The organism is Plantibacter sp. (assembly GCF_059073635.1).
In genome coordinates, this window is record NZ_JCACOF010000012.1 from 19,983 (window position 1) to 45,917 (window position 25,935).

General features: G+C 70.1%; 15 protein-coding genes, 1 tRNA gene and 1 pseudogene. 12 read left to right on the forward strand and 5 right to left on the reverse strand.

The window, feature by feature from the left end:
* The first annotated feature begins 94 nt into the window (after positions 1–94).
* Positions 95–3,280, forward strand: coding sequence for a PD-(D/E)XK nuclease family protein (locus AC5JOC_RS17385; protein WP_494246919.1), 3,186 nt, complete (start codon positions 95–97; stop codon positions 3,278–3,280).
* Positions 3,277–6,552, forward strand: a complete 3,276-nt coding sequence (locus tag AC5JOC_RS17390) for an ATP-dependent helicase (RefSeq protein ID WP_494246920.1) — start codon at positions 3,277–3,279, stop codon at positions 6,550–6,552. Before AC5JOC_RS17385 ends, AC5JOC_RS17390 begins: the two co-directional genes overlap by 4 nt.
* Here AC5JOC_RS17390 and AC5JOC_RS17395 read toward each other — a convergent pair.
* Positions 6,462–7,721: a phosphotransferase gene (locus AC5JOC_RS17395; RefSeq protein ID WP_079705554.1), complete on the reverse strand. Its 1,260-nt coding sequence runs from the start codon at positions 7,719–7,721 to the stop codon at positions 6,462–6,464. The two genes, AC5JOC_RS17390 and AC5JOC_RS17395, sit on opposite strands and share 91 nt — an antisense overlap.
* Before the next feature lie 63 nt (positions 7,722–7,784).
* Between AC5JOC_RS17395 and nudC the strand changes: the two genes are divergently transcribed.
* Both nudC and AC5JOC_RS17405 read left to right on the forward strand, forming a co-directional pair.
* The gene (gene nudC / locus AC5JOC_RS17400; protein WP_079705555.1) at positions 7,785–8,723 is read left to right on the forward strand and encodes an NAD(+) diphosphatase; all 939 of its coding nucleotides are present in this window, start codon (positions 7,785–7,787) and stop codon (positions 8,721–8,723) included.
* A gap of 25 nt (positions 8,724–8,748) precedes the next feature.
* Positions 8,749–10,482: an ATP-dependent helicase gene (locus tag AC5JOC_RS17405; RefSeq protein ID WP_192005220.1), complete on the forward strand. Its 1,734-nt coding sequence runs from the start codon at positions 8,749–8,751 to the stop codon at positions 10,480–10,482.
* Here the strand turns inward: AC5JOC_RS17405 and AC5JOC_RS17410 are convergent.
* Both AC5JOC_RS17410 and AC5JOC_RS17415 read right to left on the reverse strand, forming a co-directional pair.
* Positions 10,370–11,239, reverse strand: a complete 870-nt coding sequence (locus tag AC5JOC_RS17410; RefSeq protein ID WP_137241948.1) for a TOMM precursor leader peptide-binding protein — start codon at positions 11,237–11,239, stop codon at positions 10,370–10,372. The genes AC5JOC_RS17405 and AC5JOC_RS17410 overlap by 113 nt on opposite strands.
* Positions 11,240–11,326: 87 nt before the next feature.
* Entirely contained in the window at positions 11,327–12,679 is a 1,353-nt protein-coding gene (locus AC5JOC_RS17415) for a zinc-dependent metalloprotease (protein ID WP_082916189.1), read from the reverse strand.
* Positions 12,680–12,844: 165 nt separating this feature from the next.
* Between AC5JOC_RS17415 and AC5JOC_RS17420 the strand changes: the two genes are divergently transcribed.
* The 3 genes from AC5JOC_RS17420 to AC5JOC_RS17430 all read left to right on the forward strand — a co-directional run bounded on the left by AC5JOC_RS17420 (position 12,845) and on the right by AC5JOC_RS17430 (position 17,189).
* Positions 12,845–13,975 (forward strand): YlbL family protein, encoded by a 1,131-nt coding sequence (locus tag AC5JOC_RS17420; RefSeq protein WP_159878268.1) that lies wholly within the window; start codon positions 12,845–12,847, stop codon positions 13,973–13,975.
* A 71-nt stretch (positions 13,976–14,046) separates the two neighbouring features.
* Positions 14,047–16,971, forward strand: coding sequence for a UPF0182 family membrane protein (locus tag AC5JOC_RS17425; protein WP_124769026.1), 2,925 nt, complete (start codon positions 14,047–14,049; stop codon positions 16,969–16,971).
* Positions 16,972–17,115: 144 nt separating this feature from the next.
* Positions 17,116–17,189 (forward strand) — tRNA-Met (locus tag AC5JOC_RS17430).
* Positions 17,190–17,272: 83 nt separating this feature from the next.
* Here AC5JOC_RS17430 and ald read toward each other — a convergent pair.
* Positions 17,273–18,378 (reverse strand): annotated as a pseudogene (gene ald, locus AC5JOC_RS17435) (alanine dehydrogenase).
* A 169-nt stretch (positions 18,379–18,547) separates the two neighbouring features.
* Between ald and AC5JOC_RS17440 the strand changes: the two are divergent.
* From AC5JOC_RS17440 to AC5JOC_RS17455, 4 genes are all read left to right on the forward strand, one after another.
* Entirely contained in the window at positions 18,548–19,030 is a 483-nt protein-coding gene (locus AC5JOC_RS17440) for an Lrp/AsnC family transcriptional regulator (protein ID WP_079705560.1), read from the forward strand.
* A gap of 397 nt (positions 19,031–19,427) precedes the next feature.
* Positions 19,428–20,789, forward strand: coding sequence for a quaternary amine ABC transporter ATP-binding protein (locus AC5JOC_RS17445; RefSeq protein WP_079705561.1), 1,362 nt, complete (start codon positions 19,428–19,430; stop codon positions 20,787–20,789).
* Positions 20,786–21,793 (forward strand): ABC transporter permease, encoded by a 1,008-nt coding sequence (locus AC5JOC_RS17450; protein WP_079705562.1) that lies wholly within the window; start codon positions 20,786–20,788, stop codon positions 21,791–21,793. The genes AC5JOC_RS17445 and AC5JOC_RS17450 overlap by 4 nt, the downstream gene beginning before the upstream one ends.
* 72 nt (positions 21,794–21,865) lie before the next feature.
* Entirely contained in the window at positions 21,866–22,762 is an 897-nt protein-coding gene (locus AC5JOC_RS17455; RefSeq protein ID WP_079705563.1) for a glycine betaine ABC transporter substrate-binding protein, read from the forward strand.
* Between the two features lie 62 nt (positions 22,763–22,824).
* On the opposite strand, the gene AC5JOC_RS17460 is transcribed toward AC5JOC_RS17455, so the two are convergent.
* Positions 22,825–24,021: an aminotransferase class I/II-fold pyridoxal phosphate-dependent enzyme gene (locus AC5JOC_RS17460; protein WP_494246921.1), complete on the reverse strand. Its 1,197-nt coding sequence runs from the start codon at positions 24,019–24,021 to the stop codon at positions 22,825–22,827.
* A gap of 216 nt (positions 24,022–24,237) precedes the next feature.
* On the opposite strand from AC5JOC_RS17460, the gene AC5JOC_RS17465 reads away from it, so the two are divergent.
* Positions 24,238–25,842, forward strand: coding sequence for a S1C family serine protease (locus AC5JOC_RS17465; protein ID WP_494246922.1), 1,605 nt, complete (start codon positions 24,238–24,240; stop codon positions 25,840–25,842).
* Positions 25,843–25,935: the final 93 nt, after the last annotated feature.

Consider the following 25,935-nt stretch of genomic DNA (forward strand, 5'->3'; position numbering starts at 1 on the left):
CCTCCGACCGGCGCGGGTCGGCTGCTGTCAGCGAACAGCGGAACGCCGGTCGGCCGTCGCGGCGATGTCGGGAGGCTCCGGTAACGTGCGGACCATGACGGTTCCCGACGCCTCCGACGATCCGACGGGTGCGGTCCGTGACGCGGACCGCGCGCCCGTCGGCAACCCGGCTGTCGGCACGGGCGTCCGGCTCGACGACTCGCAGGAGGCCGTGCTGCGGCTCGCGGACGACCGGTCCGCCGTCGTGCTCGGGGCTCCCGGCACGGGCAAGACCACGACGCTCATCGAAGCGGTCGCGGAACGCGTGCACTCGCGCGGTCTGCGCACCGACGAGGTGCTCGTCATCGCCTCCTCCCGGTCGTCGGCGCAGGTCCTCCGCGACCGCCTCGAGGCACGGGTCGCGCGCGCCACACCCGGATCCCTGGCGCGCACCGCCATCTCCCTCGCGCTCGAGGTCATCGCGGGCTCCGGGGCGTTCGCCGGTTCAGGACGACCGCGGTTGCTGACGGGCGGCGAGCAGGACCAGACCATCGCCGAGCGACTCCTCGGCGACGAACAGGACGCGACCGGTCCGCTGTGGCCCGCGGAGCTCGGTCCCGAGGTCAGGCGCCTGCAGGGGTTCCGCACCGAGCTCCGGAACCTCATGGAACGCAGCGTCGAACACGACGTCGCGCCTGCCGAGCTGCGTCGGCTCGGTACGGAGCACGGGCGTCCGGAGTGGGTCGCGTCCGCGGGCTTCATCGAGGGGTTCCTCGCCGACGACTGGCGCGGACACCTCACGCCCGCGGCGGCCCTCGCCCGCGCCGTCCGGCTCCTCGACGAACAGGAACCGGGAACGGGCGTGCTCGGCAGCCTGCGGGTGGTCTTCGTGGACGACGCCCAGGAGGCGACCCACGGCGTCCTGCAGCTGTTCGCCGCGCTCGCCCGACACGGGGTCACGATCGTCGCGTTCGGCGACCCCGACCTCACGACGGGTGCCTTCCACGGTGCCCGAGCCGACGCCCTCGGGCGGTTCGCCGAGGTGCTCGGTCGCCCGGTGGACACGCTCGTCCTCGGGCAGGTCCACCGCGGGACACCGGACATCCGGGCGACGGTCCGCGGCGTCGCCGAGCGCATCGGCACGGCCGGCGCCGGCCTCCATCGCACGGCCGCATCACCGGTCGATGACGCGGAGACGCCCGAACACTCCGTCGTCACCGTGGCGGCCGGTTCCCCGGCCGAGCAGATCGCGGTCATCGCGCGCTTCCTCCGCGAGCGCCACGTCCTCGACGGCGTCGCGTGGGCCGACATGGCGGTGGTCGTCCGCAGCGGCGGGCTGATCCCGGCGATCGAACGGGGCTTGTCCTCCCTCGAGGTGCCCACCCGGGCGAGCACCGGCGGAGCACCGCTGCGCGACCACCCGTTCGTCAGGTCGGTCCTCCTCGCCATGTCGGTGGCGCTCGGACGGACGCCGCTCGACGCCGAGGTCGTGACCGAACTCCTCCACAGTGCGCTCGGCGGACTGGACTCGATCGGGGTCAGGCGACTCCGGGCCGCGCTCCGCCACGCCGATCTCGCTGAGGGCCTCGACCGCAGCGCGGACCGCCTGCTGGAGGAGGCGTTCGCCGTCCCCGGTGCACTCATCGGACTCGAGACGCCCTCCGCCGCCCGCGCCCGCTCACTCGCCGACAGCCTTGCCGAGGCGAGCGCGCAGGCGGCGGCGGGCGCTTCGGCCGAGGAGCTCGTCTACGGCCTCTGGTCGCGGAGCAGGCTCGAGCGCCCCTGGGTCTCGCTGTCGAAGGGCAGCGGTCAGGCCGCCGAGGAGGCGAACCGCGACCTCGACGCGATCACCCAGCTGGCCGATGCGGCACGTACCTTCGTCGAGGCGGAGCCCGACACCCCGGCCTCCGTCTTCCTCGACCGCCTGCTCGAACAGACGGTCGGCGACGACTCCCTCGCGCCGACGGGCCGCCGGGAGGCGGTCACGATCGCGACGCCCGCCGCCCTGGTCGGGACCGCGTTCGACACGGTCGTCGTCGCCGGCATGCAGGACGGCGTGTGGCCCAACCTGCGGGTCCGCGACTCACTGCTCGGCGCTTCGGAGCTCGTGGAGCTGCTGGAGGGCACGGCCACGGCGACGGCGGACGCACGACGCGCGGTCCTCCACGACGAGCTCCGACTCTTCGCCCAGGCGACCTCCCGTGCGCACCGGTCGCTCATGGTGGTCGCGGTCGTCGACGACGACCACCAGGCGAGCCCGTTCCTCACGCTGCTCCCGGAACCCGATCCGCACCGGGCGTCCCTGTCGCCCCTGTCGCTCCGGGGGCTCGTCGGCACCCTGCGTCGCTCGCTCACCCGCCGGATCCGCCCCGCGGACCCGGCCGAGCGTGCCGCGTCCGCCTCGGCCCTGGCCATCCTCGCGACAGCGGGAGTCCCCGGCGCTCCGACCGAGGAGTGGTACGGCGTGGCCGCACCGAGCTCGACGGCACCGCTGCACGACCCCGCCGTCGAGGAGCTGCCGGTCTCCCCGTCCCGCATGGAGGCCTTCGAGGAGTGCCCGCTGCACTGGGCGATCGCCCGACTGGGCGGCGGTGCCTCCGGGTTCGCCTCCGGGCTCGGCACGATCGTGCACGCCGCGCTCGAACACGCCGAGTCCTCCGACGAGGCCGCGCTCTGGGCGGCGGTGGAGGACCGCTGGGACGAACTCCACTTCGAAGCGGACTGGGAGGGCGCGGCGACGAAACGGCGTGCGGCGGAACTCGTCCACCGGCTGTCCGCGTACCTCCACGACGCGGAGCGCGCAGGAGTGACCTCGATCGGCAACGAGAGCCGGTTCAGCCTCCGCATCCCCATCGGTGAGTTGGGCGGCGCGGCCGTGCTCGGCGGCTCGATCGACCGCGTCGAACTCGTGCCCGACGCCGACGGGACGCGGCGCGTCGTGATCGCCGACCTCAAGACCGGCGGCTCGGCGCCCAGACAGGACCGGGAGGTCGCCGACATGGCGCAGCTCGGTGCCTACCAGCTCGCGCTGGCGTCCGGTGCGATCACCGGTACGGAGGGGCTGCTGAGCGGTGGCGCGAAGCTCATCGTCGTGTCGGCCGGCACGAAGCGCAAGGAGTACTACGACCCGGCCCAGCCCGCCTTCGACGACGAAGCCCTCGAGCGCTTCCGCGAGCGTGTTCTGGCGGACGCGGTCGGCATGGCCGGCGCGGTGTTCGAGGCCCGCGTCGGGACCCACTGCCACGACCCGTTCGCGTTCGGCGAGTGCGCCATCCACGTCGTCCCGGCGGTGAGCTCGTGAGCACGGAGGAGACCTACTCGGCCGAGATGCTCGCCGGCCTGCTCGGCCTCCCGCAACCGACGGCGCAGCAGGTCGAGGTCATCGAGGCCCCCATGGCGCCCGTACTCGTCGTCGCCGGTGCCGGGAGCGGGAAGACCGAGACCATGGCTTCACGCGTCGTGTGGCTGCTCGCCAACCGGCACGTGAACGTCGACGGGATCCTGGGGCTCACCTTCACCAGGAAGGCCGCGGGTGAGCTGGCGGCACGGATCGGCAAGCGGATCGCCGCCCTGCAGGACATCGGGATCCTGGATCCCGCGGCCGACGCGCTCTTCGACCGTCCCGAGGTGTCCACCTACAACGCCTATGCGAACGCCCTGTTCCGCGACAACGCCCTCCTGGTGGGCCGTGAGCCCGAGTCGGTCCTGCTGTCCGAGGCGTCCGCCTGGCGACTCGCGAGGCGCGTCGTGGTCCGACACGGAGACGAACGGCTCGCCACCCTCGGCAAGTCCGTCGACCAGGTGGCCGAGCTCGTCCTCTCGCTGAGTCACGAGCTCGCCGAGATCGACGGCACCACCGAGGAGCTGCTCGGCTTCGTGGAACGGTTCGTCGGCATCGGCGAGCTCCCCGACGGCGGTCGCGGGGCGTACGCGCAGATCGACCAGGCCGTCGAGGTCGTGGGTGCCCTGCCGGTCCTGCTCGACCTCGCGCACCGGTACGCCGACGAGAAGCGCCGGCAGGGACTCGTCGAGTTCTCCGACCAGGTCGCCCTCGCGCTCGCCGCCTGCGAACGTTCGCCGAAGGTCGCCGCCGTCGCACGCGATCGCGCGGGCGTCGTCCTGCTCGACGAGTACCAGGACACCTCGGTCGTGCAGACCAGACTGCTGTCGACCCTGTTCGCCGACCACCCCGTCATGGCGGTCGGCGACCCGCACCAGTCCATCTACGGCTGGCGCGGCGCGAGCGCGGCGAACCTCGCACGGTTCTCACGCGACTTCGGTCGGGAGGTCGCCGCCACCCAGTTCAACCTGTCCACGAGTTGGCGGAACGACCGCACGGTCCTCGAAGCCGCGAACGTCCTCGTCCGCCCGTTGCAGCAGCAGGCGCAGACGGCGGGGAAGCTGCGAGTCCTCGACCTCGAGCCGAAGCCCGGCGCCGGGGCCGGCTCCCTCGCCGTCGAGTTCCCCGAGACCGGTGCCGAGGAGATCCGGGTGGTCGCCGAGTGGTGCGCGGACCGCTTGCTCGCCGAACGCGGGGGAGATCCGGCCGGTTCGGCCGCGATCCTGTTCCGGGCGCGTCGACCGATGCAGGAGTTCGCCGACGGCCTCGCGGCGCTCGGCGTCCCCCACCACATCCTCGGCCTCGGCGGTCTGCTCTCCTCGCCGGAGATCGTCGACGTGACGGCGGCACTGCGGGTCATCCACGATCCCGGTGCCGGGTCCTCGCTCATCAGACTCTTGAGCGGGCCTCGCTGGCGGATCGGCGTCCACGACCTCGGACACCTCGTGGAGGTGGCCCGGTACCTGCAGGCCATCGACTGGAAGACGAAGCGGTACGACGCCGAACTGGCCGCCCGGCTCCGTGAGTCGGTCGCCGACGACGACGGGCGGTCGATCATCGACGCGCTCGACTTCATCGCCGCGGACCGCGTGCCGGCGGGCCTCGCCGCAGGGTTCACCGACGAGGCGCGTTCGCGTCTCCGGGAGGCCGGACTGGTGTTCGCCTCCCTGCGGCGTCGTGCGGGCAGCGGCCTCCCCGATCTCGTCAGAGCGGTCGAGCGCGAGTTGCGGCTCGACATCGAGGTCGTCGCGAACGAGTCGACCGGCTCCGCGGCGCGCGCTCCGGCCAGACTGCAGGCCTTCCACGACGAGGTCATCTCGTTCATCCAGGCGGAGGAGCAGGTGACGCTCGGCAGCCTGCTGGCGTGGATCGACCGATCGCTCGCCCGAGACGACCTCGGACCGGCGAGCGACGCACCCGACCAGGGTGCGGTCCAACTGCTCACCATCCACGGTTCGAAGGGCCTCGAGTGGGATCATGTCGCGATCCCGCGGCTCGTGGTCGACGAACTGCCAGCCAAGCCGAAGGACGGCAAAGGCTGGGTGCGTCTCGGGACACTGCCGTACGACTTCCGAGGCGACGCGGCGGAGCTGCCGGAGTTCGCCTGGCGGACGGCCGAGACGCGGAAGGAGGTCGTCGACGCTCAGCTCGCCTTCTCGGAGGCGCTCGGCGAACGCGCGCTCGACGAGGAACGCCGGCTCGCGTATGTGGCGGTGACCCGCGCCAAGCACGACCTCCTGCTCACCGGCTCGTTCTGGTCGGGCGATCGCAAGCGGCCCCGTGCTGCGAGCACCTACCTCCTGGAGCTGGCCGCGGCGGGCGTCATCGCACCGCTCCCCGCAGCCTCCGCCTTCGAGGAGAACCCGGTCGACTCCGGTGCTGCGGTCCTCGACTGGCCACTCGATCCGCTCGGCGCGCGTCGGAGCGTCGTCGAGCGGGCGGCGGCCGAGGTCGACCAGCGGCGCGGACGGCCCGAGGCCGAGCTGCTGGCGACCCTCGGTCCCCTCGAGAACGAGCTGACGCTGCTCCTCGAGGAACGACGCCGTGCCGCGACGACGACCGCGCGCGGTGAACTCCCCGTGCGCATCCCCGCGTCCAAGTTCAAGGAGTTCGTCACGGAACCGGAGGCCGCACTCGAACGTCTGCGTCGCCCCGTCCCGCAGCGGCCCTACCGGCAGACCCGTCTCGGCACCCGGTTCCATTCGTGGGTCGAGGCGCACTACGGACGCTTCGGATTGCAGGAGCTGGTCGACGCGCTCCCCGAGGAGCTCGACGTCGAACGCCCGGGGCCGGACGCGTCGGAGGGGATCGGGTTCGACGAGCTCACCGAGCGGTTCCTCGCCTCGGAATGGGCGGACGTCCGACCGATCGAGGTCGAGACCGAGATCCACGTGCCGCTCGGCGACACCGGACGGGTGGTGGTCTGCAAGCTCGACGCGGTGTTCGAGCGCGGGGACCGGTTCGAGATCGTCGACTGGAAGACCGGCGCGGTACCCACGACGCCGGAGGACGTGCGGAACGCCTCGTTCCAGCTCGCGCTCTACCGTCTGGCGTACGCGCACCACCGGGAGGTCGACCCCGAGCGCATCGACGCCGTGCTCTACTACGTGAGCCACGACGTGCAGCTCCGGCCGGAACGCCTCTACTCGGAGGAGGAGCTCCTGTCGGAGTGGGAGCGGTCCTTCGGGGAGGCCGCCGAGTCCCAGAGCTCGAACGACGAGGTGTCGATCTGATCCGTGGCGTTCGCGTCCGCGTCGGTTCCAGCGTGGTCGCGATCGTCGTCGGCCTCACCGTCGTCGGTGTCGTCATCGCCCGAGCCGCCGGGATCGCGGCCGAGGGCGCGCTCGAGCTCTGACCGGTCATAGGTGTCGGTCTGCATGGCGATGCCGGGGGAGGACGAGCCGATCGGCGTGCGGTCGAGCATGTCCTCGACCTCGTCGACGTCGAGGACGGGTCCGGTCGTGGTGCCGAGGGGGTCCGTCACGTCGCCGAGCACGCGGTCGACGAGCCCGTCGAGCATCGCGACGGCGTCCTCGACGATGGTCTCGTCGTGGCTGTCGCGACCGTGCAGGAGCCAGCGGGCGATCTCGAGTTCCGCGTACAGGCGGGCGCGGAGCGTGACGAAGCGGTCGGGTCCGCGGGAGCACGAGGCCGCGTAGGCGGACAGCGCCTGCTCGCCGGTCGCGCCGAGCGTCGCGATCCAGTGGAGGTCGAGGGCCGGGTCGCCGACCCGCAGCGAGCCCCACTCGATGACGCCGTTGACCAGGCCGTGGCCGTCCTGACGGATGACGAGCACCCGGTCGGCGGCGAGGGATCCGTGGATGACGGTGGGCTGGAACTGCCAGAGTGAGTGGTCCTCGACGGCCGCCTGCCAGCGCTCCCGGACGGCGGTCGGGAGAAGCCTCGTCTCGGCGGCGCGGGACACGATGCGGTGTGCGTCCGCCCGGATGAGCTCGGTGGACAGCAGCGGGAGGCCCGCTTCCGCGATGAAGGCCGTCGGGAGGGAGTGGATCGCGGCGACCGCGGCACCGAGCGAGTCCGAGAGGACCTCGTCGCGGCCGAGCGCGGTCGGGTCGAGGTGACTGCCGGCCACGAAGTCGAGCACCACGGCGCGAGTGCCGTCGACGGGCAGTTGGCCCACGACGGTCGGGGCGTCGAAGGGCAACCTGCTGCGGATACCGGGCGTGAGTGCGCGAAGGGCGATGAGGTCCGCGGACTGCTCCGTCTCGGCCTGCTGTGAGGTCGGGATGCGCACGATGAGCTCGCGCCCGTCAGCCGTCACGAGACGGGCCGCGTCGTAGTTCCCCTCGCCGCCGGCGGTGTGCGCGCCGGACCCGCGGACCTGGAGGTCGGCGACGGCCGAGGTGGCCAACGCGGCTAGAGTGAGATGGGATCTGGCCATGACATCCAGGGTACGGGGCCGTCCCGGTGAGCCGCGCTCGCCACGCCCTCAGAGAGGTTGTCCATGACGATTCAGGTTCGCGCACTCGCCGGTCTACCGCTTGCGAGAGGCGGACTCGACCGTCACGGCGAGCTCCGTTCACGACCGGACGTGCTCGACGGACTGCGGGTCGATCCGAACGCCCGAGCCGTCGTCCTCCGCGGCCGGCGCGCACTCGTGACCGGCGACGCGCTCGACCTCCTGGATCCCTCGGACCTGCCCGAGCCGGAGCTCATGGTCTACCTCGGAAGCACCGTCGAGGACACCCCGGAAACCCCACCGGGCACCGACATCCTGCTGTGGGTCCTCGCCGACGCCGATGCCGACGCGATCACCGAGGATGAGGACCGCTGGTTCGACCTCCGCCGGAGCGGACACCGGCTGTCCGACCGCGACGTCGGGATCCTGGCGACGTCGCTGGCGATCGCCGGCTGGCACCGAGCCGAGCCGTTCTGTGCGCACTGCGGCTCGCCGACCACCGTCCGCAACGCCGGTTGGGCACGGCACTGCCCGGTCGACGGCAACGAACTCTTCCCGCGCATGGATCCCGCGGTCATCGTCGCGGTCGTCGATCCTCAGGGACGGATATTGCTCGGGTCGAACGCGATGTGGGAGCACAACCGGTATTCACTGCTGGCCGGCTACGTCGATGCCGGCGAGTCTCTCGAGCAAGCCGTCGCCCGCGAGATCTTCGAGGAGTCGGGGATGCGTCTCGGCACTCCCGTCTACCTCGGTTCGCAGCCGTGGCCGTTCCCGCGCTCGCTCATGCTCGGCTTCGTCGCCCCGCTCGCGGAGGATCAGGATCCGGAGGCGCTCGTCCCGGACGGCCAGGAGATCCTCGACCTCCGGTGGTTCACGCGGGAGGAACTCGAGGACCCGGCCACCGACGTCATCCTCCCCGGACCGTCGTCGATCGCACGAGCCGTGATCGACGAGTGGCTTCGCGGATCCTGGTCTCGATGAGGCGCGGCACCACCGAGGGGCCCCGATGAGCAGTCCGGCCGAACTGCTGGCCGGACTCGACCCCGACCAGGCCGTCGCAGCGGAGGCGCTCCGCGGACCCGTGTGCATGCTCGCCGGCGCAGGCACCGGCAAGACCCGCGCGATCACCCATCGCATCGCCTACGGGGTCGCGACCGGGACCTACACGGCGTCGCGCGTCATGGCGCTCACCTTCACCAGCCGCGCCGCTGCTGAACTGCGTGGTCGGCTCCGGGCGCTCGGAGCCGAGGGCGTCTCGGCCAGGACCTTCCACGCCTCCGCGCTCTCGCAGCTGAACTTCTTCTGGCCCCAGGTCGTCGGCGGTCAGGTGCCCGCGCTCGTCGAGAGCAAGGGCCGGGTGCTCGGGCACGCGGCCGAACGGCTCCGGTTGCGGGTCGACACCGCGACCCTGCGCGACGTGGCGGGCGAGATCGAATGGCGCAAGGTGTCCGGCCTGACCCTCGAGCAGTATGCGGCGTCGAACCGGCCGCTGCCGGCCAAGCTGTCCCTCGAGCAGGTCGTCTCGCTCCAGGAGACCTACGAGCAGTTGAAGGACGAGCGCCGACGCATCGACTTCGAGGACGTCCTGCTCGCCTGCGCCGGCATGATCGAGACCGAGCCCGCCGTCGCCATGCAGGTGCACGAGCAGTACCGCTTCTTCGTCGTGGACGAGTACCAGGACGTCTCGCCGCTGCAGCACCGACTCCTCGAACTCTGGCTGGGCGGTCGACGGGACGTGTGCGTCGTCGGCGACGCGAGCCAGACCATCTACTCCTTCGCCGGTGCCCGTTCCGACTACCTGCTCGACTTCCCGACCAGGTACCACGACGCCACGGTCGTCCGGCTCGAGCGCAACTACCGCTCCGCCCCGCCGGTCGTGGCCGCGGCGAACACGCTCATGCGGGGGCGCCCGGGGGCGTTGCACCTCTCAGCGGCCACCGCACGCGACGACGAGGGCACCCAGACCGCACGCCCTGAGACGCCGGCGGTCGGCCTGCGGCAGTACCCGAACGAGCTGTCCGAGGCGAGAGGCGTCGCCTCGGAGATCCTCGTGCAGCTGCAGGCGGGCGTCCCGGCCTCGGAGATCGCCGTGCTCTACCGGATCAACGTCCAGGCGGCGGCGTTGGAGACGGCCCTCGGCGAAGCCGGCATCCCCTACGTCATGCACGGCTCCAAGCGCTTCTTCGAGCTGCCCGAGGTACGGCAGGCCCTGCTCCAGCTCCGCGCTGCCTCCGTCTCGATCAGCGGTGAGCCCCTGTTCAAGTCCGTGAGCGACGTGCTCCGGTCGCTCGGCTGGAGCCAGGACCCGCCCGACGGCGGCGGCGCGGTGCGCGACCGCTGGGAGTCGCTCAACGCGATCATGGGGCTCGTCGACCAGGCGCCGGAGGGGACCTCGTTCCGCGCCTTCACGGATGAGCTGCAACTGCGGCAGGCCGCGCAGCACGAGCCGACGGTCGAGGCGGTCACGCTGGCGACCCTGCACTCGGCGAAGGGCCTCGAGTGGGAGGCCGTGCACCTCATCGGGCTCTCCGAGGGCTATCTGCCGATCTCCTACGCGAAACAGTTCGAGCAGGCGGACGAGGAACGGAGGCTCCTCTACGTCGGCATCACGCGCGCCAAGCGGCTGCTCAACCTGTCCTGGTCCGAGACGCAGCAACGCGGTGGTCGTCGCGAGCCGTCGCGATTCCTGGCAGAGCTCGGCATGCGCACCTCGAGTGCTCCCGGACGACGCGGCGCCTGACCCCACCGGTCGCGGCGTCGACCACCAGCTGGGTGCTCGCGAGGATGGGCTGGGACGCGTCGAGGTGTCGGAGCACCAGACGGGTCACGCGGGTCGCGACCTCCGCACCGAGGAGCTGGGTGTCGAGTGGCGAGCGGTGCCCGAGAAGCTGGGAGGCGACGGCCGGCCAGGCCGGATCGTCGTCGGTGCGGTGCAGCTCGACGCAGTGCAGGCACGGCCCTGAGCCGGGTGTCACGAACGGCCCGATCCGGACGACACGATCGCTGAACACGACCGGCAGGTGCGGGACGTCGTCGCGCAGCCACCGCGTGTACCGACTCGGCGGGATGACGAAGTCGGCGACGAGGACGGCGACGTCGACCCGGCCAGGGTGCGACCCGGCTCCGGTCGACCCGGACTCCGGTGGCAGGAGTGCGACCGCCTCCTGCTCGGAGAGGAGGCGTCGGAGGAGCTCGGCCGCCAGGCTCGCGCCGTCCACGACGACCCGGTGCGTCACGGCGGGGCCGGAGGTGGGGCCGCCGTGCTCGATCACCGGGTCGAGCGTCGAGAGGACGCGATCGATCTCGTGGGCTGGGATGTCGAAGGCGTCCGCGAGTCGTCGTTCGACCAGAGCCGGGAAGCCGGCACGCAGTGCCGCGACGACCTGCTCGGTCTCGGTCCGGACGCTGTCGAGCACGACCGCTTCATCGACTCCCACCTGCAGGCTGTGCGGGGTTCGCCAGAGCAGCGGTCTCCTGGGATCGAGGCGCGTCGTCATCCATCGATGATGGCGGGTCGACGACCGGTCGCGTCGGCACTCTCCACAGCCCGCCCGGAAGGACGAGCTGTGGAGCGTCGCCGTGGATCAGACCGGGGGGCCGCCGGCACCGTTCGGGCCGGAGGGCTCCGAACCGGGCTCGTCGTCGTGCTGGTCGCCGCGTTCCTCGCCACGGAGGAGGTCTTCGAGCGCGAGATCCATCTCGTCCTGCTCGGGACGCTCACCCCTGGCCTCAGCTTCGAGGCGCGCGATGAGCGCCTCCGGGGCGTCGATGTCGGCTGCGGTCGGCACGAGGTCGGGGTGCGACCACAGGGCGTCGCGCTGCGCGGTACCGACGGCGTCGGTGACCTGCTGCCACATCTGCGCAGCCTCGCGCAGCCGGCGGGGTCGCAGCTCGAGTCCCACGAGCGCGCCCAAGGCCTGTTCGGCCGGCCCACCGGCGGCGCGGCGTCGGCGGACGGTCTCCGCGATGGCCGCGGAGCGGGGGAGACGCTCGGTGGCTGCCGCGGTGACCACGTCGACCCAGCCCTCGATGAGGGCGAGCGTCGTCTCGAGTCGGGCGAGGCTCGCGTCCTGCGCCTCGGTTCGGGCGGGGATGAGCGCACCGCTCGTCATGGCCTCTCGGAGTTCCTCGGGGTTCGACGGGTCGAAGCTCTCGGCGAGCTCCTCGAGTCGCTCGGTGTCGATCCGGATGCCGCGCGCGAAGTCGGTGATCGAGGAGATGAGGTGCAGGCGGAGCCAGCGGGCGTGGCGGAAGAGTCGTGCGTGCGCGAGTTCACGGACCGCGAGGTAGATCTGGACCTGATCCGCCGGGATGTCGAGACCCTCGCCGAAGTCGGCGACGTTCTGGGGCACCAGGGCGGCCTCGTTGTCGTCGAGCAGCGGGATGCCGATGTCGCCGCCGGAGACGACCTCCTTGGAGAGCTGACCGACGACCTGTCCGAGCTGCATCGCGAAGAGCGTGCCGCCGATGCCGCGGACGAGCTGTCCGGCGTTCGCGATCATGCTCGACAGCTCCTCGGGCGCGCGTTCCGTGAGCACGCCGGTCAGGGCGTTCGCGATGTTCGTGGCCACCGGCTCGGCGAGCTGCGTCCAGAACGGCATCGTCTTCGTGGCCCAGCGCGTCCTCGTGTACAGGGCCGGTTCGCTCGACAGCTCGGCCACGTCGGTGACGTCGGCGAGCCACAGGGAGGCGATGTGGAACGCCTGCTCGAACGCCGCACGCTGCTCGGGCGTCGTGTCCTGGGAGCCGTCCCCGGCGATGGTCTTCGCCTGCTGGAGCGAGGTGTCCCAGTTGATGCCGTCGCCACCGGAGCGGAGTGCGCCCTGGAGCTGCGACATGAGCGCAGCGAGACTGGCCGGATCGCTGGGAAGGCCGGCGGCGCCGGCGAGCTGGCTCGGGTCGAACGAACCGTTGCCGGAGAGGAGCTCGCGGAGCATGTCGCGGAACTCGTCCTCCGGACTCTTGTCGGAATCCTCTGGCACGTCAGCCGCCTCTCAGATAGCTCGGTGCTGGGCCTTCTACGCTAGTCGCACCTCGCTGAAGAATCGCCGGGGTATGGTTGGTCGGGTTTCCGCCCACCGCGAACACTCCGGAAGGCTTGCATGTCGCTCTTCGCCGATGAGGCTCCCACCGCTTCGGCGCCGACCGGTCAGGGTCGCAATCGTCGCGCTCGGTTCGGTTGGATCGTGCTCAGCCTCTCGCTCGTCCTCCTCGGCGTGCTGTCGGCGGTTCCCGCGCCGTACGTCATCGAACAGCCGGGTCCCGTGTTCAACGTGCTGGGTACGACCGAGGGTGACGACGGCGACGTCCCGCTCATCGAGGTCCACGACGAGCAGACCTACGACACCGGCGGCACGCTCGACATGTTGACGGTCCAGCTGGTCGGGAATCCGCAACGGAGCCCGGGCTGGCTCGACATCGTCTCGGCCTGGTTCGACCCGAGCCGCGCCGTCGTGCCGATGGACCTCTACTTCCCGCCCGGCGTCACGACCGAGCAGCGCGACGAGCAGAACGCGACCCTCATGGTCGACTCGCAGCAGGACTCGGTCGCGGCGGCGTTGCGCGAGCTCGGGTACGAGGTTCCCGAGCACATCGTGGTGGCACAGATCGCTGAGGGTGCGCCCGCGCAGGGGGTGCTGCGGCTCGACGACGAGATCGTCGCGGTCGACGGCACGCCCGTGACCGGCCTGGCCGGCCTGCGGGACGCGATCAACGCCAACGGTACGGACAAGCCGGTCACGCTCGACATCGTGCGTGGGGGAGTGGCGAGCACCGTCGAGATCACGCCGACGACCGCGACCGCGTCCGACGGGACGACCTCGACCGTGATCGGCATCGGTACCAAGACCACCTACGACCTCCCCGTCGACATCACCATCCAGCTCGACAACGTCGGCGGCCCGAGCGCCGGCATGATGTTCGCGCTCGGCATGATCGACCTGCTCACCCCGGGTGAGCTCAACGGCGGGAAGGACGTCGCCGGTACCGGGACGATCGACGCCGACGGGAACGTCGGCGCGATCGGCGGCATCCGGCAGAAGCTGTTCGGCGCGAAGGACGCCGGGGCCGAGTGGTTCCTGGCACCGGAGAGCAACTGCGACGAGGTCGCCGGACACGTCCCCGACGGCTTGACGGTCTTCGCCGTGAAGACCCTCGACGATTCGCTCACAGCGCTCAAGGCCATCGCGGACGGAGCCGACACGAGCAAGCTGCCCACCTGCTCGGCCGGTTGACCACTTCGGGCGCTCTCCCAGCCCGGCCGCTTTAGGATGGGTGGGACGACCCCTATCTGAAGAGGCCACACGTGACATCCGCAGCAGCAGAGAAGCCCCTGTCCACTCAGCGCCGACGCGCCCCGATCGCGATCACGGTGGCGATCATCGCCGCGCTCCTCATCGGGTTCTTCGTGTTCTCGGGGTTCTACGCCGACCTGCTGTGGTTCCAACAGCTCGGCTTCACCGAGGTCCTGACCACGCAGTGGATCGCGGCGATCGCCATGTTCCTCGTCGGGTTCGTGGGGATGGCCCTCCCCGTCTGGCTGGCCATCGAGATCGCCTACCGGACCCGTCCGGTCTACGCGAAGCTCAGCTCGCAGGTCGACCGCTACCAGCAGGTGGTCGAGCCGCTCCGCCGACTCGCGACCTACGGCATCCCGGCGCTCTTCGGGCTCTTCGGCGGTGTCGCCGCGGCCTCGCGCTGGCAGCTGGTGCTGCTGTGGATGAACGGCACCCCGTCCGGTACCAAGGACCCGCAGTTCAACCTCGACGTGTCGTTCTACCTCTTCGACCTGCCGTTCTTCCAAGCCGTGGTCGCCTTCTCCTCGGCGGTCGTCCTGATCGCCCTCATCGCAACCGCCGTCGTCACCTACCTCTACGGAGGCATCCGGGTGGTCAGCCGTGAGGTCTGGATCTCCATGGCGGCCCGCGTGCAGATCTCGGTGCTCGCCGCGCTGTACCTGATCCTGCAGGCCGTCAGCCTCTGGCTCGACCAGTACACGACGCTGAACGACACCGGCACGCTCATCACCGGTGCCTCGTACACCGACGTCGCCGCGACCATCCCCGGTCGGGTCATCCTCGCCGGGATCGCGCTCATGGTCGCCGTCCTGTTCGTCGTCACCGCGTTCACCGGCCGCTGGCGTCTGCCGCTCGTCGGTACCGCGCTGCTCATCGTCGCGTCCCTCATCGTCGGCAGCCTCTACCCGTGGATCGTCCAGCGTTTCCAGGTGGAGCCGAACGCGAAGAGCCTCGAGACGCCGTACATCAAGCGGAACATCGACATGACCCGCGACGCCTACGGGATCGCCGACGTCGAGGAGGAGGAGTACGCGGCCACCACCGACGCGACCCCCGGAGCACTCCGTCAGGACGCCGAGACCACGGCGAACATCCGGATCATCGACCCGTCGCTCGTGAGCGCCTCGGTCGCGCAGCTCGAGCAGTTCAAGCAGTTCTACTCCTTCGACAAGCAGCTCGACGTCGACCGCTACAACATCGACGGCAAGACGCAGGACGCCGTCGTCGCGGTCCGCGAGCTGAACGTCGCCGGCCTCGACAACTCGCAGTCGTGGATCAACAACACGGTCGTGTACACCCACGGGTACGGTCTGGTCGCCGCCTACGGCAACCAGCGCTCGGCCTCCGGTGAGCCGGTCTTCCTCGAGTCGGGCATCCCCACCACCGGCGCGCTCGGCGACTTCGAACCGCGCGTGTACTTCGGTGAGCAGTCGCCCGACTACTCCATCGTCGGCGCTCCCAAGGGCGCGGACCCGGTGGAGCTCGACTACCCGTCGGGCACCCAGGGTGAGTCGCAGACCTACACGACCTTCGACGGCGATGGCGGGCCCAAGCTCGACAACGTCTTCAAGAAGCTCGTCTACGCGCTCAAGTTCCAGTCGGAGCAGATCTTCCTCTCCGACTCCGTGAACAGCCAGTCGCAGATCCTCTACGACCGCGACCCGCTCACCCGGGTCCAGAAGGTCGCTCCCTACCTGACGCTCGACTCCGACCCCTACCCGTCCGTGGTGGACGGTCAGATCGTCTGGATCGTCGACGGCTACACGACGAGCGCCAGCTACCCCTACTCGAAGACCGTGAGCCTGTCCGACACGATCTCCGACTCGGTCACGCCGGCGCAGAACTACGCGCTCGACGACGTCAACTACATCCGGAACTCGGTGAAGGCGACCGTCAACGCGTACGACGGCAAGGTGACGCTCTACAGCTGGGACGACCAGGATCCGATCCTCAAGACCTGGCAGAAGGTGTTCCCGTCGACGGTCAAGCCGATGTCGGACATGTCCGGCGATCTCATGAGCCACGTCCGGTACCCGGCCGACCTCTTCAAGGTCCAGCGTTCGGTGCTCGGCCAGTACCACGTCACCAACGCCGGATCGTTCTACTCGAGCGAGGACGCGTGGGTCACCCCCAACGACCCGCAGTCGACCGACACCGAGAAGAAGTACCAGCCGCCGTACTACCTGACGATGCAGCTGCCCGAGCAGGACGCGCCGTCCTTCTCCCTGTACTCCACGTTCATCCCGCGTCAGGGCGGTGAGCAGTCGCGGAACGTGCTGACGGGCTACCTCGCGGTCGATGCGAACGCCGGCGCCGAGGACGGCAAGCGGAGCTCCGACTACGGCAAGATCAGGCTGTTGACCCTGCCGAAGGACGACACCGTACCGGGCCCCGGCCAGGTGCAGAACACCTTCGACTCCGATCCGAGCGTGTCGAGCCAGATCAACATCCTGAAGCAGGGTCAGACCGAGGTGCTGAACGGCAACCTGCTGACCGTGCCGGTCGGTGGCGGTCTGCTCTACGTGCAGCCGGTCTACGTGAAGTCCACCGGCGACACGAGCTTCCCGCTCCTGCAGAAGGTGCTCGTCGCCTTCGGCGACCAGATCGCCTTCGAGGACACGCTGGACGAGGCGCTCGACGTCCTGTTCGGCGGCGACTCGGGTGCGGATGCGGGTGACACGAACGTCCCGGGCGACAGCACGACGCCCCCGACGGACGGCACGGACACCGGCGGCGGAACCGACACGGGCTCGACCCCGAGCACGGGTGACCCGACGGTGGACGCGCAGATCAAGACGCTGCTCGACCAGGCGAAGGCCGCGATGGTCGAGAAGGACGCGGCCATGGCGAGCGGTGACTGGGCTGCCTACGGGGTGGCGGACAAGAAGATCTCCGACGCACTGGCGCAGGCGCTGGCACTGCTGAACGGCTGATTCCGAGCCTGCAATCCGAACGGCGTCGCCCTGACGGGCGGCGCCGTTCGGCGTTCCAGGAGGAGGGATTCGGCCGGAATCGGAGTGCTCAGCGGCACGCGATTTGCACGCCCTCAGAATGCATGCTAGGTTTATCTCTTGTGCCGCAGGGTGGAGCAGTTCGGTAGCTCGCTGGGCTCATAACCCAGAGGTCGTAGGTTCAAATCCTGCCCCTGCAACAGAAAAGATGAAATCCCGGTCTCCTCGAGACCGGGATTTCGTCGTTTCCGGGGATGATCGCCCGCCGTCGGCGGGCGGTGGGTCAGCCCATCGTCGCGACGGGGAGGCCGAACGCCGCGGCCACGCCGGCGTTGGTGACCGCACCCGCGTGGATGTTGACGCCCGCGCGGAGCGCTGCGTCGGCCGCCACCGCTGTCGTCCCGTGCCCTGGTCGGCGATGGCGAGTGCGTACCGGAGGGTGGCGTTGGTCAGCGCGCGCGTCGAGGTCTCCGGGACGGCGCCGGGCATGTTGGCCACGCAGTAGTAGAGGCTGTCGTGGACACGGAACGTGGGGTCGTCGTGCGTCGTCGGCCGTGAGCCCTCGAAGCAGCCGCCCTGGTCGATGGCGATGTCGACGAGCACCGAGCCGGGCTTCATGTCCGCCACCATGGCGTCGGTGACGAGCTTCGGGGCCTGGGCCCCGGGGATGAGCACCGAGCCGATGACGAGGTCGGCGTCGCGGAGCTGCTCCGCGATCTCGTACGCCGATGACGGCCTGGTCTGGATCTGCCCGCTGAAGCGGTTCTCCAGCTCGCGCAGGCGAGGGATGGAGATGTCGATGATCGTGACGTCCGCCTGCATGCCGAGCGCGTTGGCCGCGGCGTGCTCGCCGGCGACCCCGCCGCCGATGACGACGACCTTCGCCTTGGGGGTTCCGGGCACGCCGCCCAGCAGGATCCCTCGTCCACCGGTGGCGCGCATGAGGTGGTAGGCGCCGACTTGCGTGGACAGTCGTCCTGCGACCTCGCTCATGGGCTGCAGGAGCGGAAGGGAGCGGTTGGGGAGCTGCACGGTCTCATAGGCGATCGCGGTGGTCCCAGAGGCGATCAGGGCGTCGGTGAGCGGACGGTCCGCCGCGAGGTGGAGGTAGGTGAAGAGCGTCTGGTCGGCCCGCAGGAAGTCGTACTCGGCGGCGACGGGCTCCTTCACCTTGAGTAGGAGGTCGCCCGCCGCCCAGACGGAGGCCGCGTCGGTGGCGATGGTCGCGCCGGCGGCACGATACGCCTCGTCGAGATTGCCGGACCCGAGGCCGGCGCCCGCCTGGACGACGACCTCATGGCCGTGTCGGACGAGTTCGTGGACGCCGCCGGGCGTCGCCGCGACCCGGTTCTCGTTGTTCTTGATCTCCGTGGGGATGCCGATTCGCATGGCTGGTTCCTCTCGCAGGCTGGGCCAAGGCTCGGCTCTCCCGCTCGTCGGTGGACGGTGTGGGACTATTCTGAGGTTGCTGCGTTTCAGCCAAATGAACACCGCAGTTTTTGCGGAATTCGTGTCTGAACTCGATGATGATTCGGCTGAAAAGGAGAGTGGGCGCAGGATGACGAACAATCTGCACGGACGCGCGGACCTCGACGACGTCGACCACGCACTCCTGCGGCTCCTGCAGGAGAACGCACGCATGACGAACGCCCGCATGGCGGAGCTCGTCGGCATCGCCCCCTCGACGTGTGTCGCCCGAGTGCGGTCGCTCGTCGACCGCGGCGTGATCACGGGGTTCTCGGCGCGTATCGATCCGGTCGCGGTCGGGCTCGGTCTCGAGGCGCTCATCAGCGTCAACATCAGGGCGGGGGCTCGCGCCCGTATCGCCGAGTTCAGCGCCGGCATCCGACAGCTCCCGGAGGTCGTGCAGGTGTTCTTCCTCGGCGGCTCCGAGGACTTCGTCATCCATCTCGCGGCGCGGGACAGCGCCCACATCCGCGACTTCGTCGTCGAGCACCTGTCGGCCGATCCGACGGTCGCCTCGACCCGCACGAGCCTGGTGTTCGATCACTCGTTCATCGGCGTCGCGGTGGGGGAGTGAGGGCGATCCGCGGCTGTACCGGCCGGGCGAAGGTCACGAACGCATAACGAAGGACTCGGGCGGAAAACCCTGACCATGTTCGGTTTTGCCATGGAGGCCGTGCGCGATGTCCGCCTTTTGGGGGATCGTCGATTAGCCAGCAGCTGTGAGTTTCGTTAGCGTTGTCGACGGCCCGCAAGGGCTGACCTACGTAACCGCGTCCCGCCCCCTGTCGCCCCGTGACGGCGTGCTGGACGTACGGTCGAACGCCACGCGGTAGCCGTTGTCGCCCCACGTGATCCGAGCCCGCGCGCTGTCCATCAGTGCGCCGATGGGGCGGATCGAGAGCCGTTCGACCCGGCCTGACGATCGACAGGAAGAGCGCACCGCGGTTCCGCGTGCGCTTCCAGGAGAACACATGACCGAAACGATTGCCGTCTCCGCGACGGGACTGTACAAGGTCTTCGGCAGGAAGCCGAAGGAAGCCGTGAAACGCCTGCAGGCCGGTGCCTCGCGTGACGAACTCGCCTCCGGCGGGACCACCGCAGCCGTCATCGACGCCTCGTTCGAGGTGAAGCAGGGCGAGATCTTCGTCGTGATGGGCCTCTCCGGCTCGGGCAAGTCGACGCTGATCCGGATGCTCAACGGCCTGCTCGAGCCGACGGCGGGCACCGTGACCATCGCCGGGAAGCCGATCTCGGGGGTGTCCTCGAAGCAGCTGCGTGCGGTCCGACAGGACAACATCTCGATGGTCTTCCAGCACTTCGCCCTGCTGCCGCACCGCACGGTGCTCGAGAACGCCGCCTACGGACTCGAGGTGAAGGGTGTGCCGGCCGCTGAACGACGCGAGCGGGCCCAGGCCGTCGTCGAGCGCGTCGGGCTCGCAGGCTGGGAGGACAAGCTCCCGGGCCAGCTCTCGGGTGGGATGCAGCAGCGCGTCGGCCTCGCCCGCGCACTCGCCTCGGACACCGACATCCTCCTCATGGACGAGGCGTTCTCCGCGCTCGATCCCCTCATCCGCCGCGAGATGCAGGAGCAGCTCGTCGAGCTGCAGGCCGAGCTCGGCAAGACCATCGTGTTCATCACCCACGACCTCAACGAGGCGATGTTCCTCGGCGACCGGATCGCCGTCATGCGCGACGGCCGGATCGTCCAGGTGGGCACCCCGAACGACATCCTGACCGACCCGGCGAACGACTACGTCGCCCAGTTCGTCCAGGACGTCGACCGCGCCCGCGTCCTGACCGCCGGTGGCGTGATGGAACCCGCGCGCTCCGTCGTCTCCGCGTCCGCCGGACCCCGGGCTGCCCTGCGCATCATGCGCGACCTGCAGACCTCGACCGCCTTCGTGGTCGGTCCGGGCCGGCAGCTCCTCGGCGTCGTCCGCGACAAGGACGTGCTGCGTCTCGTCCGTGCGGGCGACCACGAGCTCGGCAGCGTCATCACCGCCGACCTCGCCACGGTCTCGCCGGAGGCGGCGCTCGTCGACCTCTTCGAGTCCGCCGTCGAGAGTGCCCTGCCCGTCGCGGTCGTGGACGAGCGGACGCGCCTGCTCGGCGTCGTCCCGCGGGTGACCCTGCTCGCCGCCGTCGGCAACGTCCCGACCAACACGGACGAGATCAGCCTCGTCGGGCCGCCGGCGACGGTGCCCGTCGAGCTCATCACGGCGACCCTGCGGTCGACCGCGGAGGACCCGCAGCACCCCGACGACGTGACCTCGTCGATCGAGACCAGCGCCGCCGAACCGGCAGCGATCCTGCCGGAAGGGAGTGTCCGATGAACGGCATCCGTCTCCAGTCGTCCGGGTTCCTGGACGCCATCACCCGCCCCGAGATCGGTGCGTGGGTCGAAGCCTTCGTCGACTTCATCACCGACGTCTTCCAGCCCGTCTTCGACGTCATCCGGAGCGTCTTCCAGGGGCTGTACGACGGCGTCGACCTCGTGCTCAGCGGTCCGCCGTTCTGGGTGATCATCATCGTCGCCGCCCTGCTGGCCTTCGTCGCACGAGGCCCGGTGTTCGCCGTCGGCTCCGCGGTCGGGCTGTTGATCATCGTCGGCGTCGAGCAGTGGGACAACGCGATGGACTCGCTCTCGCTCGTGCTCGTGGCCGGACTCATCGCCATCGTGATCGGGATCCCGCTCGGCATCCTGGCGGCCCGCTCGAAGGTCGCGTCGTCGATCATCCGGCCGTTGCTCGACTTCATGCAGACGACTCCGGCGTTCGTCTACCTCATCCCCGCGCTCATCCTGTTCCGCATCGGCGTCGTCCCGGGCATCGTCGCGACGATCGTCTTCGCGCTGGCCCCGGCCGTCCGTCTCACGGAACTCGGGATCCGCAACGTCGACCGCGAGGTCGTCGAGGCCGGCAACGCGTTCGGTGCTTCCTCGTGGCGGATCCTCCGCCAGATCCAGCTGCCGCTCGCGATGCCGAACATCATGGCCGGAGTCAACCAGGTCATCATGCTCTCGCTCTCCATGGTCGTCATCGCCGGCATGGTCGGCGCCGGCGGTCTGGGTGGCGACGTCGTCAAGAGCCTCTCCCGGATCGACATCCAGCTCGGCTCCGAAGCGGGCCTGTCGGTCGTCATCCTGGCGATCTTCCTGGACCGTCTCACGGCTTCCCTCGGCGGCGGTCGCAAACAGCGCGGGAAGCGCATGAAGGCTGCCCCGTCCTCGCCCGGCGGGATCCGACCGGCGCCTGCCTCGAGCACCACGACGACCGACAGCACCGCCTCAGGTGAGGAGCAGCGCACTCCCGCCGAGTCGCCGACCACCGTGCGGTGACCCACCGGCACACAGCTTTCCATCCGACGACACCGATCCCCGCGTCACGCGGGACGAAAGGAATCATCGAACATGCAGTACCGCACCAAGATCGCAACCACCATCGCAGCGGGGGCGGCGGCGACGCTCGCCATCTCCGGCTGCTCCGCGGGCGCCTCGGATGAGACGCTCGAGAACGGCGACAAGCAGGCGGTGACCATCGCCGTGTTCAGCGGCTGGGACGAGGGCATCGCGGCCTCCGAGCTGTGGAAGGCCGTGCTCGAGGAGCAGGGCTACGACGTCACCCTCGAGGAGGCGGAGCCCGCCCCGGTGTTCTCCGGCCTCAGCACCGGTGACTACGACCTGACGCTCGACGTCTGGCTGCCGACCACGCACGCGAGCTACATCGAGAAGTTCGGTGACGACGTCGTCGACCTCGGCGCCTGGAACACCGACGCCAAGCTCACGATCGCCGTCAACGAGGACGCCCCTGTCGACTCGCTCGAGGACCTCGCGGCCAACGCGGACCTCTTCGACAGCCGCCTCGTCGGCATCGACCCCGGTGCCGGACTGACCGAGGCCACCCAGGACAAGGTCATCCCCGAGTACGGCCTCGACGACTGGGAGTTCCTGACCTCGGGCACCCCGGCGATGCTCTCGGAGCTGAAGGCCGCGACCGACGCCGGTGAGAACATCGCCGTCACGCTGTGGCGTCCGCACTGGGCCTATGACGCGTTCCCGATCAAGGACCTCGAGGACCCGAAGGGCGCCCTCGGGGATGCCGAAGGCATCCACAGCTTCGGCAAGGCCGACTTCGCGGACGAGTACCCGACGCTCGCCGGGTGGCTGAAGGACTTCGACTTCGACTCGGAGCGACTGTTCTCGCTCGAGAACGCGATGTTCAACGAGGGTGACTCGAAGGACTACGCGCCGGTCGTCAAGCAGTGGATCAGCGACAACCAGGAGTACGTGGACTCGCTCACCAAGTAGCGGATCGATGAGACGACGGGCACCGGAGCGATCCGGTGCCCGTCGTCGTGTGCATCGGAGCGTCAGCTGCGGAGTCGGGCGAGGCCGTCGACGGCCCGCTCCAGCACCTCGACGCGTTTGCAGAACGCGAACCGGACCAGCGACGCGTAGTCCGGGTCGTGCCGGTCGAGACAGAACGCCGACAGCGGCACCGCCACGACGCCGGCGAGCTCGGGCAGTGCCCGGCAGAACGCCGCAGCATCGTCGAAGCCCAACGGTGCCGCATCGGCCACGATGAAGTAGGTGCCGTCCGGTCGGAAGGTGTCGAAACCGGCGGCGGAGAGGCCAGCGCTCAGGAGGTCCCGCTTGCCGCGCAGGCCGTCGGCGATGGCCGTGAACGCGGCGTCGGGCAGTCGGAGTCCGGTCGCCATCGCCGGCTGGAACGGTGCGCCGTTGACGTAACTGAGGTACTGCTTGACCGTCGAGACGGCCGAGACGAGTTCGCGGGGTCCGCTCAACCAGCCGATCTTCCACCCGGTCGTGCTGAAGGTCTTGCCACCGGACGAGATCGTGAGTGTGCGTCCGGCGGCACCCGGCAGGGTCGCGATGGGGACGTGTCGGACGTCGAAGGTCAGGTGCTCGTAGACCTCGTCCGTCACGATGATCGCATCGTGGCGCTCCGCCAACTCGGCGACCAGGTCGAGCGTCGCGCGGTCGAGGACGGTGCCGGTCGGGTTGTGCGGCGTGTTGACCAGGATGATCCTGGTCCGGTCGGTGACGGCGGCGCGGAGCTCGTCCGGGTCCGGCTGGAAGTCGGGTGCGCGCAGCTTGACCGTCCGGTGCCGGCCGCCGGCGAGGGCGATGAGTCCGCCGTACGCGTCGTAGAACGGCTCGAAGGTCACGACCTCGTCGCCGTGCTCGACGAGGGCGAGCAGGGTCGCGGCGAGCGCCTCGGTCGCTCCGGCGGTGACGAGCACCTCTCCCTGCGGGTCGGGCTGGAGTCCGTAGAACCGTCGCTGGTGCTCGCTGATCGCGGTGCGGAGGTCGAGGGTGCCCGGGCCGGGTGGGTATTGGTTCTCGCCGCGCTCGATGGCCGCGACCGCTTCGGCCAGGACCGCTTCGGGTCCGTCCTCGTCGGGGAACCCCTGGCCGAGGTTGACGGCTCCGGTCTGCATCGCGAGCGCGCTCATCTCCGCGAAGATCGTCGACGAGACGTGTCCGTCCTCGTCGACGAGGCCGGCGCCTTCGGCGGTGCGCCGCCAGGGTCCGTCAACCACCATGTCGATCTCCCTCCGTGGCCGCGGGCGCGGGCCGCTCCCAATCTAGGACACCGTGCGCAGGTCCTTGCGGCGAAGCCCTAGCCGGCGCACAGCGGGCGCGAATGAAACACTCAGCTCAGCACGGGAAGCTGACTGCGCTTGGAAGGAGCAGAATCGCCATGACCGACACCGCAGACGGACAGCAGCCCGCCGAACACCCCCAGTCCACCCCGAACGGTGAGACCGCGCCGCAGTCCGCACCCGCTGAGCAGGCGGGCGGCACAGTGCCTCCCGCGGGCGAGGCACGGCCGTCGACCTCAGGAGCGTACTTCCCGCCCCCGACCGCGATGCCACCGGTCCGCACCGCCCGCTGGTCAGCCGACGCAGCAGCCGTACGGCGCGGCCCAGCAGGGCTCGCCGTACCAGCAGGCGCCGCAGCACCCGTCCGCAGCCTTCTCCCGTCAGCAGCAGCCGAACCCGTACGCCGCGTACCAGCAGCCCACCGGCCAGCAGCCCACGGCCCAGCCGCAGCCCGGTCAGCAGCACGGTCCCTACGGTGCGTCCCCGTACGCCCAGCAGCCGACCGGGCAGCACCCCGGCGTCCCGACGCCACCGGCAGCGCGGACGAAGAAGACCAACCGCCCGCTCGCGGGCATGGTCGCGATGCTCGCCGTCGGCGCCCTCATCGGAGGAGCGTCCGGCGCCGGGGCGACGCTCTGGGTCACGAACGCGACGAAGTCGAGTGTCTCGAGCAACGAGGCTGGCTCGAAGGCGTTCACCATCAACGACGACGCCGACGTGAGCCTGACCACGGCCATCGCCGCGACGGCCGGGCCGAGCGTCGTGACCCTCTCGGTCCAGGGCGGGCAGAGCGCCGGTACCGGTTCGGGGATCATCCTCAGCAAGGACGGTTACGTCCTGACGAACACGCACGTGGTCACCCTGGACGGCCAGGTCGCCGACCCGACCATCCGGGTCACCGATGCGAACGGCAAGCTGTACAACGCCAAGATCGTCGGCACGGACCCGATCTACGACCTCGCGGTCATCAAGCTCGAGGACGCCTCGGGTCTCAGCCCGATGGAGTTCGCGAACTCCGACAAGCTCAACGTCGGCGAGACGGCCGTCGCGATCGGTGCGCCGCTCGGACTGGCGGGGACCGTCACCGACGGCATCGTCAGCGCCCTCAACCGGAGCATCACCGTCGCCTCCTCCGCCGTTCCGGACTCCGGATCGAGCGACGACGGCGGGTCCGGCGACTCGAACGGCGACAACCAGAGCCCGTGGAACTTCGACGTGCCGGGGCAGACCACCCCGACCGCGCCGACCTCCTCGATCTCCATCGCGGTCATCCAGACCGACGCGGCGATCAACCCCGGCAACTCGGGTGGCGCGCTCGTCGACGGCACCGGCAAGCTCATCGGGGTCAACGTCGCGATCGCGAGCGCCGGAAGCACCGACTCGTCGTCGCAGAGCGGCAGCATCGGTGTCGGCTTCGCCATCCCGGCGAACATCGCCAAGCGCGTCTCTGACGAGATCATCAAGACGGGCAAGGCGACCCACGGCCTGCTCGGCGCGACCGTGAAGGACGCCTCGAGCGACGCCAAGAGCACGGTCGCCGGCGCGCTCATCGACAAGGTCACCGACAACGGCGCCGCGCAGGCCGCGGGTCTGAAGTCCGGGGACATCGTCACCGAGTTCAACGGCGTCCCGGTCACGGGTGCGAACGACCTCACCGCGCAGGTGCGAGCGCTCGCGGCGGGGGCGACGGCGAAGCTCACCTTCACCCGCGGCAACGACTCGCAGACCGCCGAGGTCACGCTCGGCGAGCTCGCGCTCTGACACCCGGGGCGTCAGGCCCCGGAGGACGCCCGCACGGCCACCGTGCGGGCGTCCTCCGCGTCCGGGCCACCCCGACGACCGGCTGCTAGGCTC

Bases quoted from the DNA above. Each gene is read 5' to 3' on its own strand.
- AC5JOC_RS17440 (WP_079705560.1), top strand. From the start codon at position 18,548: ATGACGAACAATCTGCACGGACGCGCGGACCTCGACGACGTCGACCAC.
- nudC (WP_079705555.1), top strand. From the start codon at position 7,785: ATGACGATTCAGGTTCGCGCACTCGCCGGTCTACCGCTTGCGAGAGGC.
- AC5JOC_RS17420 (WP_159878268.1), top strand. From the start codon at position 12,845: ATGTCGCTCTTCGCCGATGAGGCTCCCACCGCTTCGGCGCCGACCGGT.
- AC5JOC_RS17410 (WP_137241948.1), bottom strand. From the start codon at position 11,239: ATGACGACGCGCCTCGATCCCAGGAGACCGCTGCTCTGGCGAACCCCG.
- AC5JOC_RS17450 (WP_079705562.1), top strand. From the start codon at position 20,786: ATGAACGGCATCCGTCTCCAGTCGTCCGGGTTCCTGGACGCCATCACC.
- AC5JOC_RS17395 (WP_079705554.1), bottom strand. From the start codon at position 7,721: ATGGCCAGATCCCATCTCACTCTAGCCGCGTTGGCCACCTCGGCCGTC.
- AC5JOC_RS17415 (WP_082916189.1), bottom strand. From the start codon at position 12,679: ATGCTCCGCGAGCTCCTCTCCGGCAACGGTTCGTTCGACCCGAGCCAG.
- AC5JOC_RS17385 (WP_494246919.1), top strand. From the start codon at position 95: ATGACGGTTCCCGACGCCTCCGACGATCCGACGGGTGCGGTCCGTGAC.
- AC5JOC_RS17445 (WP_079705561.1), top strand. From the start codon at position 19,428: ATGACCGAAACGATTGCCGTCTCCGCGACGGGACTGTACAAGGTCTTC.
- AC5JOC_RS17405 (WP_192005220.1), top strand. From the start codon at position 8,749: ATGAGCAGTCCGGCCGAACTGCTGGCCGGACTCGACCCCGACCAGGCC.
- AC5JOC_RS17460 (WP_494246921.1), bottom strand. From the start codon at position 24,021: ATGGTGGTTGACGGACCCTGGCGGCGCACCGCCGAAGGCGCCGGCCTC.
- AC5JOC_RS17455 (WP_079705563.1), top strand. From the start codon at position 21,866: ATGCAGTACCGCACCAAGATCGCAACCACCATCGCAGCGGGGGCGGCG.